At 36.7% G+C, this 15,827-nt stretch carries 11 protein-coding genes; 5 read left to right on the top strand and 6 right to left on the bottom strand.

What is annotated here, in order from left to right; translation table 11 throughout:
• Window positions 1–88: 88 nt before the first annotated feature.
• The gene (gene gcvH / locus ABY905_RS03280) at window positions 89–463 is read left to right on the top strand and encodes a glycine cleavage system protein GcvH (protein WP_372640441.1); all 375 of its coding nucleotides are present in this window, start codon (window positions 89–91) and stop codon (window positions 461–463) included.
• A gap of 268 nt (window positions 464–731) precedes the next feature.
• Here gcvH and infB read toward each other — a convergent pair whose 3' ends face one another.
• From infB to rimP, 3 genes are all read right to left on the bottom strand, one after another.
• On the bottom strand, window positions 732–3,734 hold the full coding sequence (gene infB / locus ABY905_RS03275) for a translation initiation factor IF-2 (RefSeq protein WP_372640437.1): 3,003 nt from the start codon (window positions 3,732–3,734) through the stop codon (window positions 732–734).
• Window positions 3,735–3,797: 63 nt separating this feature from the next.
• Window positions 3,798–5,036, bottom strand: a complete 1,239-nt coding sequence (nusA, locus tag ABY905_RS03270) for a transcription termination factor NusA (RefSeq protein WP_372640433.1) — start codon at window positions 5,034–5,036, stop codon at window positions 3,798–3,800.
• A 20-nt stretch (window positions 5,037–5,056) separates the two neighbouring features.
• Window positions 5,057–5,521, bottom strand: a complete 465-nt coding sequence (rimP, locus tag ABY905_RS03265) for a ribosome assembly cofactor RimP (RefSeq protein WP_372640431.1) — start codon at window positions 5,519–5,521, stop codon at window positions 5,057–5,059.
• 343 nt (window positions 5,522–5,864) lie between these two features.
• Here rimP and ABY905_RS03260 point away from each other — a divergent pair, with 343 nt between their 5' ends.
• The 4 genes from ABY905_RS03260 to lpxA all read left to right on the top strand — a co-directional run bounded on the left by ABY905_RS03260 (window position 5,865) and on the right by lpxA (window position 10,846).
• Window positions 5,865–7,100: an HD domain-containing protein gene (locus tag ABY905_RS03260; RefSeq protein WP_372640429.1), complete on the top strand. Its 1,236-nt coding sequence runs from the start codon at window positions 5,865–5,867 to the stop codon at window positions 7,098–7,100.
• 351 nt (window positions 7,101–7,451) lie between these two features.
• The gene (gene lpxD, locus ABY905_RS03255; RefSeq protein WP_372640426.1) at window positions 7,452–8,486 is read left to right on the top strand and encodes a UDP-3-O-(3-hydroxymyristoyl)glucosamine N-acyltransferase; all 1,035 of its coding nucleotides are present in this window, start codon (window positions 7,452–7,454) and stop codon (window positions 8,484–8,486) included.
• 77 nt (window positions 8,487–8,563) lie between these two features.
• Window positions 8,564–9,955: a bifunctional UDP-3-O-[3-hydroxymyristoyl] N-acetylglucosamine deacetylase/3-hydroxyacyl-ACP dehydratase gene (locus tag ABY905_RS03250; RefSeq protein WP_372640424.1), complete on the top strand. Its 1,392-nt coding sequence runs from the start codon at window positions 8,564–8,566 to the stop codon at window positions 9,953–9,955.
• Window positions 9,956–10,063: 108 nt separating this feature from the next.
• Window positions 10,064–10,846 (top strand): acyl-ACP--UDP-N-acetylglucosamine O-acyltransferase, encoded by a 783-nt coding sequence (lpxA, locus tag ABY905_RS03245; RefSeq protein WP_372640421.1) that lies wholly within the window; start codon window positions 10,064–10,066, stop codon window positions 10,844–10,846.
• 284 nt (window positions 10,847–11,130) lie between these two features.
• Here lpxA and thiL read toward each other — a convergent pair whose 3' ends face one another.
• The 3 genes from thiL to ABY905_RS03230 form a co-directional block, all read right to left on the bottom strand.
• Window positions 11,131–12,174 (bottom strand): thiamine-phosphate kinase, encoded by a 1,044-nt coding sequence (thiL, locus tag ABY905_RS03240; protein WP_372640419.1) that lies wholly within the window; start codon window positions 12,172–12,174, stop codon window positions 11,131–11,133.
• Window positions 12,175–12,877: 703 nt separating this feature from the next.
• Entirely contained in the window at window positions 12,878–13,354 is a 477-nt protein-coding gene (locus tag ABY905_RS03235; protein WP_372640417.1) for a hypothetical protein, read from the bottom strand.
• Between the two features lie 270 nt (window positions 13,355–13,624).
• The coding region (locus ABY905_RS03230; protein ID WP_372640413.1) for a hypothetical protein at window positions 13,625–15,827 on the bottom strand (2,203 nt) is incomplete at its 5' end.

The raw sequence follows: 15,827 nt of genomic DNA, 5'->3' as shown, positions 1-15,827 counted from the left end.
TTAATTTGAAATAAGAGTTTATTCAATAGTTCAAAAAAAAATGTAAATTTGGGGCAAATAATGAACCAGATATAAACAAGAATTAATCATGAACGTACCTGAAAATTTAAAGTTTACAAAAGATCACGAATGGATTCGTGTTGAAGGTGATACTGCCTTTATTGGTGTTACTGATTTTGCTCAAGGAGAATTAGGAGATATCGTTTTTATCGAAGTTGAAACTGAAGGTGAGACTTTAGATAGAGAAGAAGTTTTTGGAACTATTGAAGCTGTAAAAACTGTTTCTGATATGTTCATGCCATTGAGTGGTGAAGTTTTGGAATTCAACGAAAAGTTGGAAGACGCTCCAGACTTGGTAAATTCTGATCCTTATGGTGACGGGTGGATTATTAAAGTAAGTGTTGCAGAAGCTTCTGAATTAGAAGATCTATTAACTGCTGATCAGTACAAGGAATTACTTTAATAGTATTCTTACAATATATAAAGCTCCGATTTATCGGGGCTTTTTTTATGTTCTTACTTCTGTTGTCTTAGCATTTAGTATTGTGAATAAGCTAGAATGCCATTCCCTACATAAAGTCTCTTATAATGGCTAATTCTAATCTTATAAGAACATTCTCCTCGATATTAAAGACCCTAGTATGTAATTTCGTGTAATTTGTGGTAGGGACAAAAAAAGAGAGGCTGTTTCATTTGAAACAGCCTCTCTTTATAATATATGTTTTGAGCTATTATTTTAGCTTCTTAGCAATTTCTACCTCTTCAAAGGCTTCTACCATGTCACCAATCTTAATGTCGTTGAATTTATCGATATTCAAACCACACTCATAACCTTTAGCAACTTCTTTAGCATCGTCTTTAAATCGTTTCAATGAACCAAGTGTTCCAGAGTAAATTACAATACCGTCACGGATTAAGCGAATCTTAGAGTTACGCTTGATCTTACCATCACGAACTATACAACCCGCAATAGTACCGACTTTAGTAATTTCGAAAGTTTCAGTTACTTCAACAGTAGCAACAATCTCTTCTTTAATTTCTGGAGAAAGCATACCTTCCATCGCTGATTTCAATTCTGCGATAGCATCATAGATAATTGAGTACAATCTGATATCGATTTCCTCTTTCTCAGCAATCTTTCTAGCGCCAACTGAAGGTCTCACTTGGAAACCAACAATAATAGCATTCGATGCAGTTGCAAGCATAACATCCGATTCAGAAATCTGTCCAACAGCTTTGTGGATCACATTCACTTGAATTTCTTCGGTTGATAACTTGATTAATGAATCAGAAAGTGCCTCGATAGAACCATCCACGTCACCTTTAACAATCACGTTAAGTTCTTGGAAGTTTCCAATTGCAATACGACGACCAATTTCAGCAAGAGTAATATGTTTCTGAGTTCTTAGCCCCTGCTCTCTTTGTAACTGCTCACGCTTATTAGCAATCCCACGCGCTTCTTTTTCACTCTCCATTACGTTGAAGTTATCACCCGCTTGCGGTGCACCGTTCAAACCAAGGATCAGTGCTGGTTCCGAAGGACCAACAGAATCAATTTTTTGACCACGCTCGTTAAACATAGCTTTAACGTGACCAGTATAACTACCCGCTAGTAGAATATCACCAACTTTAAGAGTTCCAGCTTGAACCAATAATGTTGTAACGTAACCTCTACCTTTATCCAGAGAAGATTCAATAACCGAACCAATGGCGCGCTTATTAGGATTTGCTTTAAGCTCTAGCATTTCAGCCTCAAGCAATACTTTTTCAAGTAATTCGTCTATGTTTATTCCGTTTTTAGCCGAAATTTCCTGACACTGATATTTACCACCCCAGTCTTCAACCAGGTAGTTCATATTAGCAAGTTCACTTTTAATTCTTTCTGGATCTGAACCATCCTTGTCGATCTTATTGATCGCAAATACGATAGGTACACCCGCAGCACTAGCGTGATTGATTGCCTCAATTGTCTGTGGCATCACGTTATCATCAGCAGAAATAATAATAATTGCGATATCGGTTACCTGAGCACCACGAGCACGCATAGCCGTAAAGGCTTCGTGACCTGGAGTATCAAGGAACGAAACGCGTCTACCGTCATCAAGTTTTACGTTGTAAGCACCAATATGCTGAGTAATCCCCCCGGCTTCACCTTCAATTACGTTCGCATGACGCACGTAGTCAAGTAAGGAAGTCTTACCGTGGTCAACATGACCCATCACAGTAACAATAGGAGGACGAGAAATTAAATCTTCCTCTTTATCTTCCTCTTCAACGATTGACTCTTGAATCTCAACACTTACAAATTCTGCCTCAAATCCAAACTCATCAGCAACAACAGTAATTGTCTCTGCATCCAATCGTTGATTGATCGATACAAAAAGACCAAGTCCCATACAAGTTCCAATAATTTGGGTTGCAGTTACTTCCATCATTGAAGCAAGTTCACTTACTGTTACGAATTCCGTAAGCTTAATGGTGTTCTTTTCAGCTTCTTTTTTAGTTTCAATCTCTTGTTGTCTAACACTTACCATGTCGCGTTTTTCACGACGGTGTCTAGATCCTTTTGATTTTCCACCCTTAGATGTCAATCTTGCTAAAGTATCTTTAATTTGCTTCTGAACATCTTCTTCAGTAACCTCTCTTTTGACAGGAGCTTTTTTCTTCAGCTTACTAAATTTTGAATCTTTTGCTGGTCTTCCAGAAGTACTACCTGTAGCAGCTGCTCTAGCTGCACCTGCACCAGTTCCTTTTTGTCGGACTTCACCCTTTTGAGCAGCAATATTTACTTTTTCGCCATCCTTCTTAATACGCTTACGTTTCTTGCGCTGATTTTTGGCTTTATCTTTATCTGCCTGAGTTGTCTTTTTCTCGACAGGTAGTTCTATTTTACCAATAACTGTAGGACCAGTTAATCGTTGAGTTGATGATTTGAAAATTTCATCGTCTTTCTTCTCAGATTTAGCAGGAGGTGCAGTAGCAGCTGCTGGAGTTGCTTTAGTTTCAACAACAGGTTTTGCCGTTGGAGGAGTAACCGTTTTTTGTTTCTCTTTTCTCTCTACATCCTTTTCTGCTTTTGATTTTTTAGCAGGACGGGTTCTTTGATTCATTGCATTCAAATCAATTTTCCCGATGACTTTAAATTCGTCTTTTTTGTCAGAAGATTTCGCTTCTGATTTTGCTTCCTCTTTTTTAGGCACTTCCATTTTAACAGATTGTTCTTCGGGAATAGCCTCCGAAGGTTGTTTAGCTTCTTCTTTTCTAGCTTCAGCCTTAGGTGTCGCAATTTTTTCTTTAGATACTGGGGTCTCGTCTTTCTTCACAGGCTCCTTCTCAACTTTCGATTCCTTTACCTTTGCTTCTTCTTTTTTCTTTTTTGGTTTTGATACTGCATCTAAATCAATCTTCCCAACCACTTTAAAAGAGCTTTTGGGTTCAACTTCTTTAGGTGTTTCAACAGTTTCTTCTTGCACTGGTTCAGAACCTTCTAAATAAACAGGATCTTTCTTCTCACGCGTGCTCTTCAGATTTACTTTCTCGGATTCCTTTTTCAGATTAACATCTGAACTGTACTCTTTTGCAAGAATATCATAAGCCTCTCCGGACACTTTATTATTAGGATTTGAATCCATTTCAATTCCTTTTTTATTTAAGAATTCCACAATGGTAGTAATACCTACATTGAATTCTCGTGCTAGTTTACTAAGTCTTATATTTTTATTGACTTGTGTCATATTCTGAAGTTAACTGTTAAAATGTCTGTATCTTAAACTAAAAATGTTGAGGATTGAAAATCTTTATTCAAATTCTGATTTCAAGATATTTAATATTTCTTCGATTGTCTCGATTTCAAGATCTGTTCTTTTTTCTAATTCCTCGGCAGTAAGTTCCAACACAGAACGGGCGGTGTCGCAACCTATTTTCTTAAATTCCTCGATGATCCAAGGCTCAATCTCGTCACCAAATTCTGACAAGTTTACATCTTCTTCACCTTCAACTTCGTTTTCTACTTTCTCTCGATAAACGTCGATTTCGTAACCCGTAAGTTGTCCAGCAAGTTTAATATTTAAACCACCTTTACCAATCGCTAATGATACTTCTTCTGGATTTAAGTATACTTCAGCTCTTTTTGTTTCATCATTGAATTTAACCGAGTTTACTTTAGCTGGGTTAAGTGCACGTGATATAAACAATGAGGTGTTTGTTGTGTAATTGATTACATCAATATTCTCGTTTTTCAATTCACGAACAATACCGTGAATTCTCGATCCTTTCATACCAACACAAGCTCCAACAGGATCAATACGCTCGTCGTATGATTCAACGGCTACTTTAGCTCGTTCACCAGGAACACGAACAATATTTTTGATAGTAATTAGACCATCGAAAATTTCAGGAACCTCAAGTTCGAACAAACGCTCAAGGAATACTGTAGATGTTCTAGATATAATAATAAGAGGACTGTTATTCTTTACTTCAACACGAACAACAACAGCTCTTAAAGATTCACCTTTACGGAAGTAATCTGAAGGGATTTGCTCCTCTTTAGGCATGATTAACTCATTACCATCATCATCGATAACAAGAATCTCTTTTTTCCAAATCTGATAAACCTCACCGGTAATAATCTCACCAATCCTATCTTTATAAATATTGAAGATATTATCTTTTTCAAGCTCCATGATACGAGCTGACAAGTTCTGGCGAAGGGTTAGAATTGAACGACGTCCAAAATCTAAGAACTTAACCTCATCCGTTACTTCTTCACCTAGTTCATAATCTTCGTCAATTTTTTTCGCTTCAGATAGTGAAATTTGAAGATTTGCATCTTCAATAGCTCCATCCTCTACTACTTCACGATTTCTCCAAATCTCCAAATCACCCTTATCTGGGTTGATGATGATGTCAAAGTTTTCATCTGTACCGTAGTTCTTCAAAAGAAGGTTTCGGAAAACATCTTCCAAAACACTCATCATGGTAGCACGATCGATGTTTTTTAACTCTTTAAATTCTGAAAAAGTTTCAATAAGGTTCATATGACTCAGTGATTCACTTGTTAAAAAGTAATTATATCTTTTGTTGATTTTATTTGTTCGAAGTTGAATGTTAGGTTCTTAGCAACTAATTGCTTCTTTTTCTTCCCTTCTACTTTGACTAATTCCTCAACCTCAATTTCAATTTCATTTTCTCCAACGACTAATAATTTGCCGATGAATTTGTCGCCATCCGTTGTAAGGACCTCAACATTTTTACCTACATTTTTATGATACTGTTGTATCACTTGAAAAGTTTGTCCAATTCCTGCTGAAGATACTGATAATTCAAAATCTTCAACCTCTCTATCTAAGTGACTTTCAATTGCACGGCTTAATTCAATACATCTAATGATAGGAACACCCGCAAGGCTGTCAATCATTACGGAAATAGTATTGCCAGACGAGACTTTAGTTTCGACCAAATAAAGATCGCTATTTTCGATCTCTTTTTCAATAATTCCTTGTATTGTTTTTTTGTCAATCATAAAGGAGTTGCTTTCAATAAAATAGGGGACTTTGTTGTCCCCTAAAGCACATAGAAATTGTTACTTTTCGCTGCGAAATTAGATATATTTGTTTTAATATGCAAATGACAGGTATCTAAATTATTGTTTTCTAATAGATAATGGGTTTTTCCTGGCTTAGGAGAAAGGTGTTTTGGTGTCATATGTGATAGCTTGTGTCTCTTTTTGTTACATTTGCTAATAGCAGGATTAAAATTTGGCTGAATGGCTTAATTATAGATTCAAAGTGATATGAATGGAGTGGATTTTGATGAAATGAATATCTTGCATATGCGTTTATTAATAATAATTTCAATATAAAAAGATGAAGAATAAGGTTTTGAGTGATCCAATTCATGGGTTTATCCATATTCCATCAGGACTCCCCTATGAGCTTGTTGAACATCCTTTTTTTCAACGTTTACGTCGTATAAGACAGCTTGGTATGACTTTTTTAGTTTACCCTGGTGCTAACCATAGTAGATTTCAACACGTTTTAGGTGCAACTTATCTAACTCAGATGGCCGTGGAATCTCTTCAGTCTAAAGGGACCGAAATCACTCCTGAAGAATCTGAAGCGGTTAAAACAGCTATACTTCTTCATGATATTGGTCATGGACCTTTTTCTCATGCTTTGGAATACAGCATTGTTGATGGTATTACTCACGAAAGATTATCGGAATTCTTTATGGATCGGTTGAATTCTGAGTTTAGTGGGCGATTGGATTTAGCAATCCGGATTTTTAAAAATGAATACCATAAGCCTTTTCTAAATCAATTAGTGTCCAGTCAACTTGACATGGATCGGTTGGATTATTTGCGTCGGGATAGCTTTTTTACGGGAGTAAGCGAGGGGGCAATTGGGTCGACTCGAATTATCAAAATGCTTGATGTGGTAGATGGAAATTTAGCGGTTGAAGCAAAAGGGATTTATTCTATTGAAAAATTTCTTATTGCACGTAGGTTGATGTATTGGCAAGTGTATCTGCATAAAACAAGTCTTGCGGCAGAAGAAATGTTGGTGAGAATACTCAAAAGAGCAAAATACTTGGCAGATAAGGGTGAAGATCTTTTTGGAACACCTGCTTTGCGCTACTTTCTGTATAATAAAGTCGGCTTAAGACAATTTAAGAGCAAGGAGAAAGTTGTAGGAGATAAAGATGCTCTCGAGATTTTTGCGGACCTGGATGATAATGATATCATGGTGTCGATAAAGGTTTGGGCTAATCATTCCGATAAAGTTTTATCCTATCTCTGCAAAGCGATGAAGGATAGGCAACTTTTTAAAATCGAAATTGAAAAGAAACCTTTTCCCAAAGATCATGTAGCTGGTATTCGTAAAAAAATTAAAGATCAATTGGGATGCTCAAACCATGCATTGAACTATTTGGTAATTAAGGGCTCTATTACGAATAATGCATATAATAGGGATGATGATAGAATAAATATTCTTTTCAAAGATGGTAGTCAACAGGATATTGGTGAGGCATCAGATATGTTAAATATTTCAGTATTATCTAAAACTGTCAAAAAATATTACCTCTGTTACCCTAAATTTTAATCATGCAGAAGAAGCTTGCTTTCAGTGTGTTTCGCTCTTGTGTTTTGTCGATTATTATTCGATTATAGGTGTGAATTTACCAAAAAGAGAAACTTAAGTGATAATCTATATTAAGATGATTGTTCATGCTTTATGAGCTAAATTTTTATAGCCTTAAAATATTTATTAGATTTGCGTAAATTTTGCCTAACGAAACCAAGTTCTGGAACCGTCTATAATTCAGGCTTATGTTTTAGCATAAAGTCGAAAGATTATTCCTTATATTAAAATTAAGAAATATCCGAACTTCAGTGGTTTTCAGTGTAGACACCCTGTGTTTACTCATTTATAAGGCATATAGAAAATAAAAAGATGAATTTTACAGCAAATGATATTGCAGAGTTTCTGAATGGTGAAGTTGATGGCGACGGAACAGTTTCAGTAAACAATGTATCCAGAATTGAAGAAGGAGAGCCAGGAACCTTATCGTTTTTAGCAAATCCTAAATATGTACATTACATTTATGAAACTAAATCGTCTGTTGTTTTAGTAAATAAAGATTTTGTTGCAGATAAAGAAATTGCAGCAACTTTAATTCGTGTTGAGGATGCTTATCAGGCTTTAGCACAACTGTTAGAGATGTATGAGCAGAGTAAACCTCAGCATGTAGGTATTGAGCAGCCTTCTTTTGTTAGTAAAACGGCAACAGTAGGCGATCAGGTTTATATTGGAGCTTTTGCTTATGTTGGTAGCAATGTAAAATTAGGTAAGAATGTGAAACTATACCCACATGTGTATGTTGGTGACAATGTTACCATTGGTGACAATACAGTTTTAAATTCTGGCGTTAAAGTTTACCAGAATTGCATGATTGGAGCGGAATGTATTTTTCACTCTGGCGTTGTAATAGGTGGCGATGGTTTTGGATTTGCTCCATCATCGGCAAACGATTATAAAAAAGTACCTCAAGTTGGAAATGTGATTATTGAGGATCATGTTGAAATTGGGGCAAACACTTGTGTTGACAGAGCAACTATGGGATCGACAATCATCCGTAAGGGTGTGAAACTTGATAATTTAATTCAGGTAGCTCATAATGTTGAAATTGACGAAAATACGGTTATTGCTGCTCAAACGGGTATAGCAGGATCTAGTAAAGTTGGTAAGAATTGCATGATTGGTGGTCAGGTTGGTTTGGCTGGTCACTTGTCAATTGCAGACGAAGTAAAAATTGCAGCACAATCAGGTATAGGAAGAAATATTAAAAAAGAGGGTACGGTTCTTCAAGGATCGCCAGCTTTTGAATTTGGTCCTTACCAAAAATCATATGTATTATTCAAGAATCTTCCGAAAATGCGTGAGCAAATTATGGCATTGGAGAAAGAATTAAAAGAATTGAAAAAATAAACTATTTGAGAGTGATCGAAGCACAAAGTTTTAGTTGTGATTTAAATCTTAAATAAGAACAAGAGTATTGAATAAGAATGGCTGATAAACAAAGAACGATAGCAAAAGAATTTTCTCTGACTGGGAAAGGATTACATACAGGCGTAGAGGTATCTATTAAATTTTTACCTGCTGCAGAAAATCACGGTTATCAATTTAGAAGAGTTGATCTTGAAGGACAGCCTACGATTAAGGCAAGTGCTGAATATGTTGGAGATACCTCAAGAGGTACTGTTTTGCAAAAAGGCGAATGTAAGGTTCAGACTGTTGAGCATGCCCTTTCAGCTTTGTATGGTTGTGGTATTGATAATTGTATGATAGAGCTTAGTTCTTCGGAGCCGCCAATTTTGGACGGAAGCGCAAAATTCTACGTTGAAGGGATTGAGGAAGTTGGTATTGTAGAGCAAGCAGCAAATCGTGAGTATTTTGTTGTTAAAGAGAAGATTGTTTACAAAGACGAAGCAAAAGGATCAGAATTAATCATTCTTCCAGATGATGAGTTTAGTGTAAATGCAATGATTTCTTTCGATTCGAAGGTTTTGAGAAATCAGTTCGCAAGCATGAATAGTTTAAGCGAATATAAGGATGAGATTTCGATGTGTCGTACTTTCGTTTTTGTTCGTGAGTTAGAATTTCTTTTGAATAACAACCTTGTAAAAGGGGGTGATTTGGACAACGCGATTGTTATTATGGATCAGCCAATGGAGCAAAACGAGCTAGATCGTATTGCTGCTTTGTTCGATCACGAAAGTGTTGAAGTAAAAGAAGGTGTTTTAAGTAATTTAGATTTGTATTTTGATAACGAATGTGCTCGTCACAAGTTACTTGACGTAATTGGTGATTTAGCACTTTGTGGTAAGTTTATAAAGGGCAGAGTGATTGCAACCTGCCCAGGGCACGGTCCTAATACCGAGATGGCTAAAGTATTAATCAATAGAATTAAAAAAGAGATGGGAAAAGATTCAGTACCGGCTTACGATCCTAATAAAGAGCCTGTTTTAGACATTAATGGGGTAATGAGATTGTTACCACATCGTCCTCCATTTTTGTTGGTTGACAAGATTATCGACATTCAAAGCGATAGTATCGTAGGGGTGAAAAATGTTTCAATGAACGAACCTTATTTTGTAGGTCACTTCCCGGGAGAACCTGTAATGCCAGGGGTTTTAATGGTTGAAGCTATGGCTCAATGTGGTGGTATTTTGGTTTTAAGTCAGGTAGAGGATCCAGATAATTACGGAACTTACTTTTTGACTCAAAATAATATCAAGTTTAGAAAAAAGGTTGTGCCAGGTGATACCTTAATTTTCAAATTAGAATTCTTATCGCCTATTCGTCGCGGAATTGCTAATATGAGGGGTTTGGCTTTCGTAGGTGATACCATCGTAGCTGAAGGTGAATTTATGGCTCAGATTGCCAAGAAGAAATAATTTTTGTTATTTCAACCTTGTTTAGATTAGAATAGAAATTTTCATCTATCGGAGAGAAGACTAAGGCTTGTGCGCTTATTCTTCCGAAGTGTAAATAAAAAATATAAAATGAAGCAACCCTTAGCTTATGTACATCCCGAGGCAAAAATTGCCGATAATGTGGTTATCGAGCCTTTCGTAACCATCGATAAGGATGTTGTGATTCTTGAAGGAACACGTATTGGTTCAAATGCAACCATTCTTGAAGGAACTAGAATTGGAAAAAACTGTAATGTATTTCCTGGTGCCGTAATTGGTGCTGTACCTCAGGATTTGAAATTTCGTGGTGAAAAAACGACTGTAGAGATTGGAAACAATACAACCATTCGTGAATGTGTAACCATTAACAGAGGAACATCTGCAAAAGGTAAAACCATTATTGGTGATAACTGTTTGTTGATGGCTTATTCTCACATTGCTCACGATAGTGTGCTTGGGAATAATATTATTATCGGAAATGCTTCTCAGATTGCTGGTGAGGTTGTGATTGATGATTATGCTATTCTTAGTGGCTTGGTAGCAGTTCACCAATTCGTTCATATTGGTTCTCACGTTATGGTTTCAGGAGGTTCTCTTGTTCGTAAAGATATTCCTCCATTTGTGAAAGCAGCACGCGAACCAGTTTCTTACGTAGGTGTTAACTCAATTGGTTTACGTCGTCGTGAATATTCTAACGAAAAGATTCGCGAGATTCAGGATGTGTACCGTTACTTATACCAAAAAGGGATGAATAACCATGCAGCTATTGAAGCTATTGAAGCTGAAATGCCTGCATCACCAGAGCGTGACGAGATTATTCTTTTCGTTAAGAATTCGAAACGAGGTATTATGCGTGGGTATTTCCCAGAGTAATATTTTAATCATATTTCATATTAAAAAGCGCTTGTTTCAATCACGAAACAAGCGCTTTTTTTGAAAGAAACCTGACAGGTTTACTTGCGTCTTGTATATCTAACCTGTCAGGTTTCGAAATGCATTTAAAACAAAACAGGCAGCTTCCTAAGAAACTGCCTGCTTTAATTGTTTGATCTATTTTAGTGGAATATGCTATTCATTTTTTCCTTTAGCAAATTAACACATCACCTTATCATCGCATCAACTCATCCCCACATTATCTGATCAACTCATCAACAGATCTATTCAGTAAAATTTGTCCAACCCTGAGCCTGAAGAGCAATTTCAGTTCCATCTCGAGCAACCATGTATTTTCCTTTGCTAGCCTCACAAATATGACCAACGACCTTTACGTCTGCCATCTTTTCAATTTCTTCAAATTTATCTAAAGGAACTGTAAATAGTAATTCATAATCTTCACCGCCATTAAGAGCGAAAATAGAATAGTTCATATTCAACTCTTCAGCCATTTTGTGTGTTTCGAAATCGATAGGAATTTTTTCCTCGTAAATTTGGCAACCTACATTCGATTTTTCGCAAATATGGAAGAGTTCTGAAGATAAGCCATCAGAGATGTCAATCATCGACGTAGGAACGATTTTAGCGTCCTGTAAGCTTTCAAAAATATCCTTTCTAGCCTCTGGCTTCAACTGACGTTCCAAGATGTAATCGTGCCCTGTTAGGTCTGGTTGAATTTCTGGGTTGTTCTCAAAAATGCGCTTCTCTCTGTCTAAAAGTTGAAGACCTGCATAAGCTGCACCAAGATCACCCGTTACACAAATTAAATCATTCACTTGAGCACCGCTACGGTAAGCAATCTTATCTTCATCGGCTTCGCCAATGGCCGTTACCGAAATGCAAAGACCAGTGAGTGAAGATGTGGTATCGCCACCAACCAAATCGACATTGTATTTCTCACAAGCCATATGGATTCCTTCGTAAATTTCGTCGATAGCTTCCACGGTGAAACGCTTCGAAATAGCTAAAGAAACAGTCACCTGCTTAGGCTCTGCATTCATAGCGTAAACATCAGAAACATTCACCACAATAGCTTTGTATCCTAAGTGACGAAGTGGCGTATACATTAAATCGAAATGGATGCCCTCAACCAATAGGTCAGTTGTTACAATCGTTTTTTTACCTGTTTGGTTTAAAACTGCCGCGTCGTCACCAATTCCTTTATGAGTGGTTGCTTGACTTAGTTTTACGTTTTTGCTTAGGTGTTTGATTAGACCAAACTCGCCCAATGTTGATATATCGGTTCCTTGTGTATTGTTTTCCTGCATAGTTTCTCCTTTTTGTGCCCTAATGAAAAATGAAATTTGTGATTAGGGACTTGGTTTCAAGTTCGATCGCAAAGGTAGAGAAAAAAATAGGAATGGGGAAGGTGCCTCCGCATTTGCGATATCGTATAGGAATAGGGCACCTAAAATTAGGTGTAATATCTAATTTTAATGAGATTTGGGAGTTTTTATTTAACCTAATTCGTCCGGGCTCCGAAGTGGTACGAACCACTTGTATAAGGGGTAAATCGGGGCCTCGAACTGGTATGTCGGGGCTCCGAAGTGGTACGAACCACTTGTATAGGTGGTAAATCGGGGTCTCGAACTGCTATGCCGGGGCTCCGAAGTGGTACAAACCACTTGTATAGGTGGGTGAACGCGGTACTGAACTGCTTTGTAGGCCTAATTAAGTGGGCGTTTGTACTTTCTTCGAAGAGCTCTCAACCTACAGCTTGAAGAAAACAGGAGGAGTAGATTTTGTTCTGGTTACTAGGGTGTCAGTAGTTAAATGTTATAGACTGCAACATATATTTAGATGCCGATTTTAATGATCAGTTATGATCTGTGTACAAGGTTGAAATAGATATTTTTGTAATTATAAAAAATCATATTTAATCAGTGTCTAAACTTTATTTGACTGTTGTAGATGATAAGCCTCAATGAGCAAAAAAAAGAGAGCTAAATGGCTTAGCTCTCTTTGATGATTCTATATGGCAGCTTCTTTTTCTTTTCTGTTAGATAAGAAATATTGTTTCAGTTCTTCCTGAATGGCAATAGCACCTGGCTGTTGCTCTTTGGCTAGGTAGCGAACCGAACGATAAAAGGATAAAGCATCGTGATAGTTATCATGATCCAATAGGATTTTAGTATCGCTCAAATTTCTTTTGATTGTGTCGAGTTTTAAAATGAGTTTCTCAATCTCTTCACGGGCAATAAAATCCCGTTGATACTCTTCCTGATTGATAAAAACGGGAACCATACTCGGGTTCTGCTCCATCAAGGTTTTGGTTTTATTTACAAACAGTTTGTTGGTCTCGTCTATCGAACCATAGGCCTGACGGTCGTCAGCCGATAGATTTGGAGCATGCTTGCCCGCAAAAACTTCTAGTGCAGCAATATTTGTATTACAAGCTTCCAATTCTTCAGGTGTATATGCCACCTGTATTAAATCATTACTCTTCATAACTTTAATTTGAAATGTTAATTAATAATTCTTTTTTATCAAGAATGAATTTAACTAAAATTACAATTCGCTGTTCAGTATATGATATGTTCTTTAACTCTTCGAAAACGAAGAGGGTGAGATGATTGGGTGTTGATCTCTGTGTGTCTTTACCTGTTTCTACAGGCTGAAACCTTCCGTAGTCTCTATTCTTAAACCATCAGAGAACCCAGTTTTACTTGGGGTTGTTTTTTTTTTATTGGGAATGATGTAAAAAGAAAGTTATAAAGGTTAAAGTGAGAATTCCAGACTGATAATAAATTGTCGAGGGCGTATCTCATATGTGTTGATAATGCTTGCTATTTCTGTATTAAAATATGAGGTGATTTTGTCATCATCAAAAAGATTGTAGCATTTCAATTCCCAAGTCATCTTTGTATTTTTTGGTTTCCAGCTGTAGTTCATATTTGCGAAATAGGTTTCGTTATGGGTATACGTTGCCTGACTGCTGTAATATTCTAAATCGATGCCGATGCTGTGTCGGGGGATTGGAAAGAAATCCAGATTTAGAAGATGATTATTATTGATGAAATCGATCTTGGAGGATGCCACATTCTGACTCATTTTAGAATATTGGTATTTATAATCCATGTTCATCCAAGCGAATTTGCTAAAACTAAGTCTGGGTTCCAGCAAAAGGAATGTTTTTTTGACATCATTTAAACTTCCATTACTAAGCCTTTCACTCTTAGTGTACCGATAATTCGCATTGAAAAACAAGGTTGATCCGATATCATATATGAGTTTACTTCCTTTAAAATAGACGTTGGTGTTTTTACTGTCATTATCCTGCAATAGGGCACTTATTTGTGTGCTGCCATCCTGATCAATGCTTTGATCTAATAGCAGGTTTTTTGTCGATAATGTTTGATTCAAAATTAAGGAGGCATACCAGCTTCCTATAGGGTTGGTGTATTTCAGTTGAGCACTGTACTTATAGTTCTCTCTTTCTGTGAGTGGAATGTCGCTTATGCTTAATGTCCGATAGTTGCTTATTAGATAGCCGTAATGGATGTTTGATATATCACCAAAGCTATTGCCGTAGTCTAAAGAGATATTTGTGCTGAGATAGCCATTTATTTTATAATTGAGATAGAAAGAGGGGCTTACAAGCAGTTTATTTCGGCTTTCTCTTTTCTGCAACTGTCTGTCGACGATCTTATAATCGACGTATCTGATTGGCACTTCGAAACTGATATTAAGGTTGGGTGTTTCGTAGCGGAAAGCTTCCGAAAAATAGGGGGACAGGAATTCCCAATCTAGATTGTTTTTTAGATAGGCATCTTCTTTTTCCATTCCGTTGACCTCGATAAACGAATTGAGTCTCTTTTTTTGATATTCGAAACCGATGTGGCTATCGAATCGCCAATGTTTTTTACTTAATGTGAAGCTAATAGAATTGTCACTTACAAAACTGTTTAGATTGATGTGTTGCAGAGTTCTATCACTGATTCCTTTCTTGTTTAAGACGTCAGCAAAAACACCGGGATTGATATCCAAGTTTTGTGGCGTCTCGCTGTAGCTGATTTTTGATTTTACGGTGACATGCTTTTTATTTATGGGCAGTATCCATTTTAAATGATTGTTTATTGATGAATAAGGTTTCTTTGCAAATTGATTGATTTGTGTTTCATCCTTGTTGATGATGCCCTTGGTCTTATCCCAATGTCTGCTTAAACTCAGTTTATTCTTCAGATATTGTTTTTTGCTGTTTTCATGGTATATAAAATCAGATTGTAACCTATTTGTAAAATGTCTGTTTAAAGAGCTTTCGTGCATGCGAATGGTATCATCTGCCAAGAAATAAATGCTGTGAATACTACCTTCCTGTTTTTGGTAATCGTTCACATATGATGTATTTACTTTAAGATCGGCATCATTGTTGACTTTAAGAATGTGATTGTAGGTGAGTAGATGAATGTTGTTGTCTAAATAACGACTTTTATCAATTGCAGGTGATGTTAACGAAACAACATCGAGTAATTCTTCTTTAGTTTCGTTCTTCATTTCACTAAAATAATGTGGAATGAGTTGTTCCGATACATCATCGCCAATATTGTTGCTTTGATAAGAAGCAATGGCTTGTTGGTTTTTATTAAACAGCATGGGTGTGAGGTTCGCTTGCCACAAAAGGGGGCTTGCTCCTAGACCCAGTTTTGCTTTGCCGGCCATACTTATATTTTTCTTTAAACGGATATTTATCGAAGTTTTATCTGAAAAGACAAGTGTGTCGAGCATTTTTATGGATTGGTGGTTTTCCAATACTTCTACCGTGCGCACAGCTTTGTGTGACAGATTTTTGTTGGCGATTCCATATCTCCCTTCGAGCAGGTCGAGCCCTTCTATATAATACTTTTCAATTTGTTTGCCCTGATAACTGATCGAACCATTTGTGCTAACCTCGAAACCAGGTAGTTTATTTATGATATCGCCT

Origin of the sequence: Ancylomarina sp. (genome assembly GCF_041555295.1) — a bacterium.
Lineage (GTDB): Bacteria > Bacteroidota > Bacteroidia > Bacteroidales > Marinifilaceae > Ancylomarina.
The sequence above is the reverse complement of the archived record's forward strand: the minus strand, read 5'-3'. Positions and strand labels throughout refer to the sequence as shown.

Coding starts and splice junctions, on each gene's coding strand:
- gcvH (WP_372640441.1), top strand. CDS start 89: ATGAACGTACCTGAAAATTTAAAGTTTACAAAAGATCACGAATGGATT.
- infB (WP_372640437.1), bottom strand. CDS start 3,734: ATGACACAAGTCAATAAAAATATAAGACTTAGTAAACTAGCACGAGAA.
- nusA (WP_372640433.1), bottom strand. CDS start 5,036: ATGAACCTTATTGAAACTTTTTCAGAATTTAAAGAGTTAAAAAACATC.
- rimP (WP_372640431.1), bottom strand. CDS start 5,521: ATGATTGACAAAAAAACAATACAAGGAATTATTGAAAAAGAGATCGAA.
- ABY905_RS03260 (WP_372640429.1), top strand. CDS start 5,865: ATGAAGAATAAGGTTTTGAGTGATCCAATTCATGGGTTTATCCATATT.
- lpxD (WP_372640426.1), top strand. CDS start 7,452: ATGAATTTTACAGCAAATGATATTGCAGAGTTTCTGAATGGTGAAGTT.
- ABY905_RS03250 (WP_372640424.1), top strand. CDS start 8,564: ATGGCTGATAAACAAAGAACGATAGCAAAAGAATTTTCTCTGACTGGG.
- lpxA (WP_372640421.1), top strand. CDS start 10,064: ATGAAGCAACCCTTAGCTTATGTACATCCCGAGGCAAAAATTGCCGAT.
- thiL (WP_372640419.1), bottom strand. CDS start 12,174: ATGCAGGAAAACAATACACAAGGAACCGATATATCAACATTGGGCGAG.
- ABY905_RS03235 (WP_372640417.1), bottom strand. CDS start 13,354: ATGAAGAGTAATGATTTAATACAGGTGGCATATACACCTGAAGAATTG.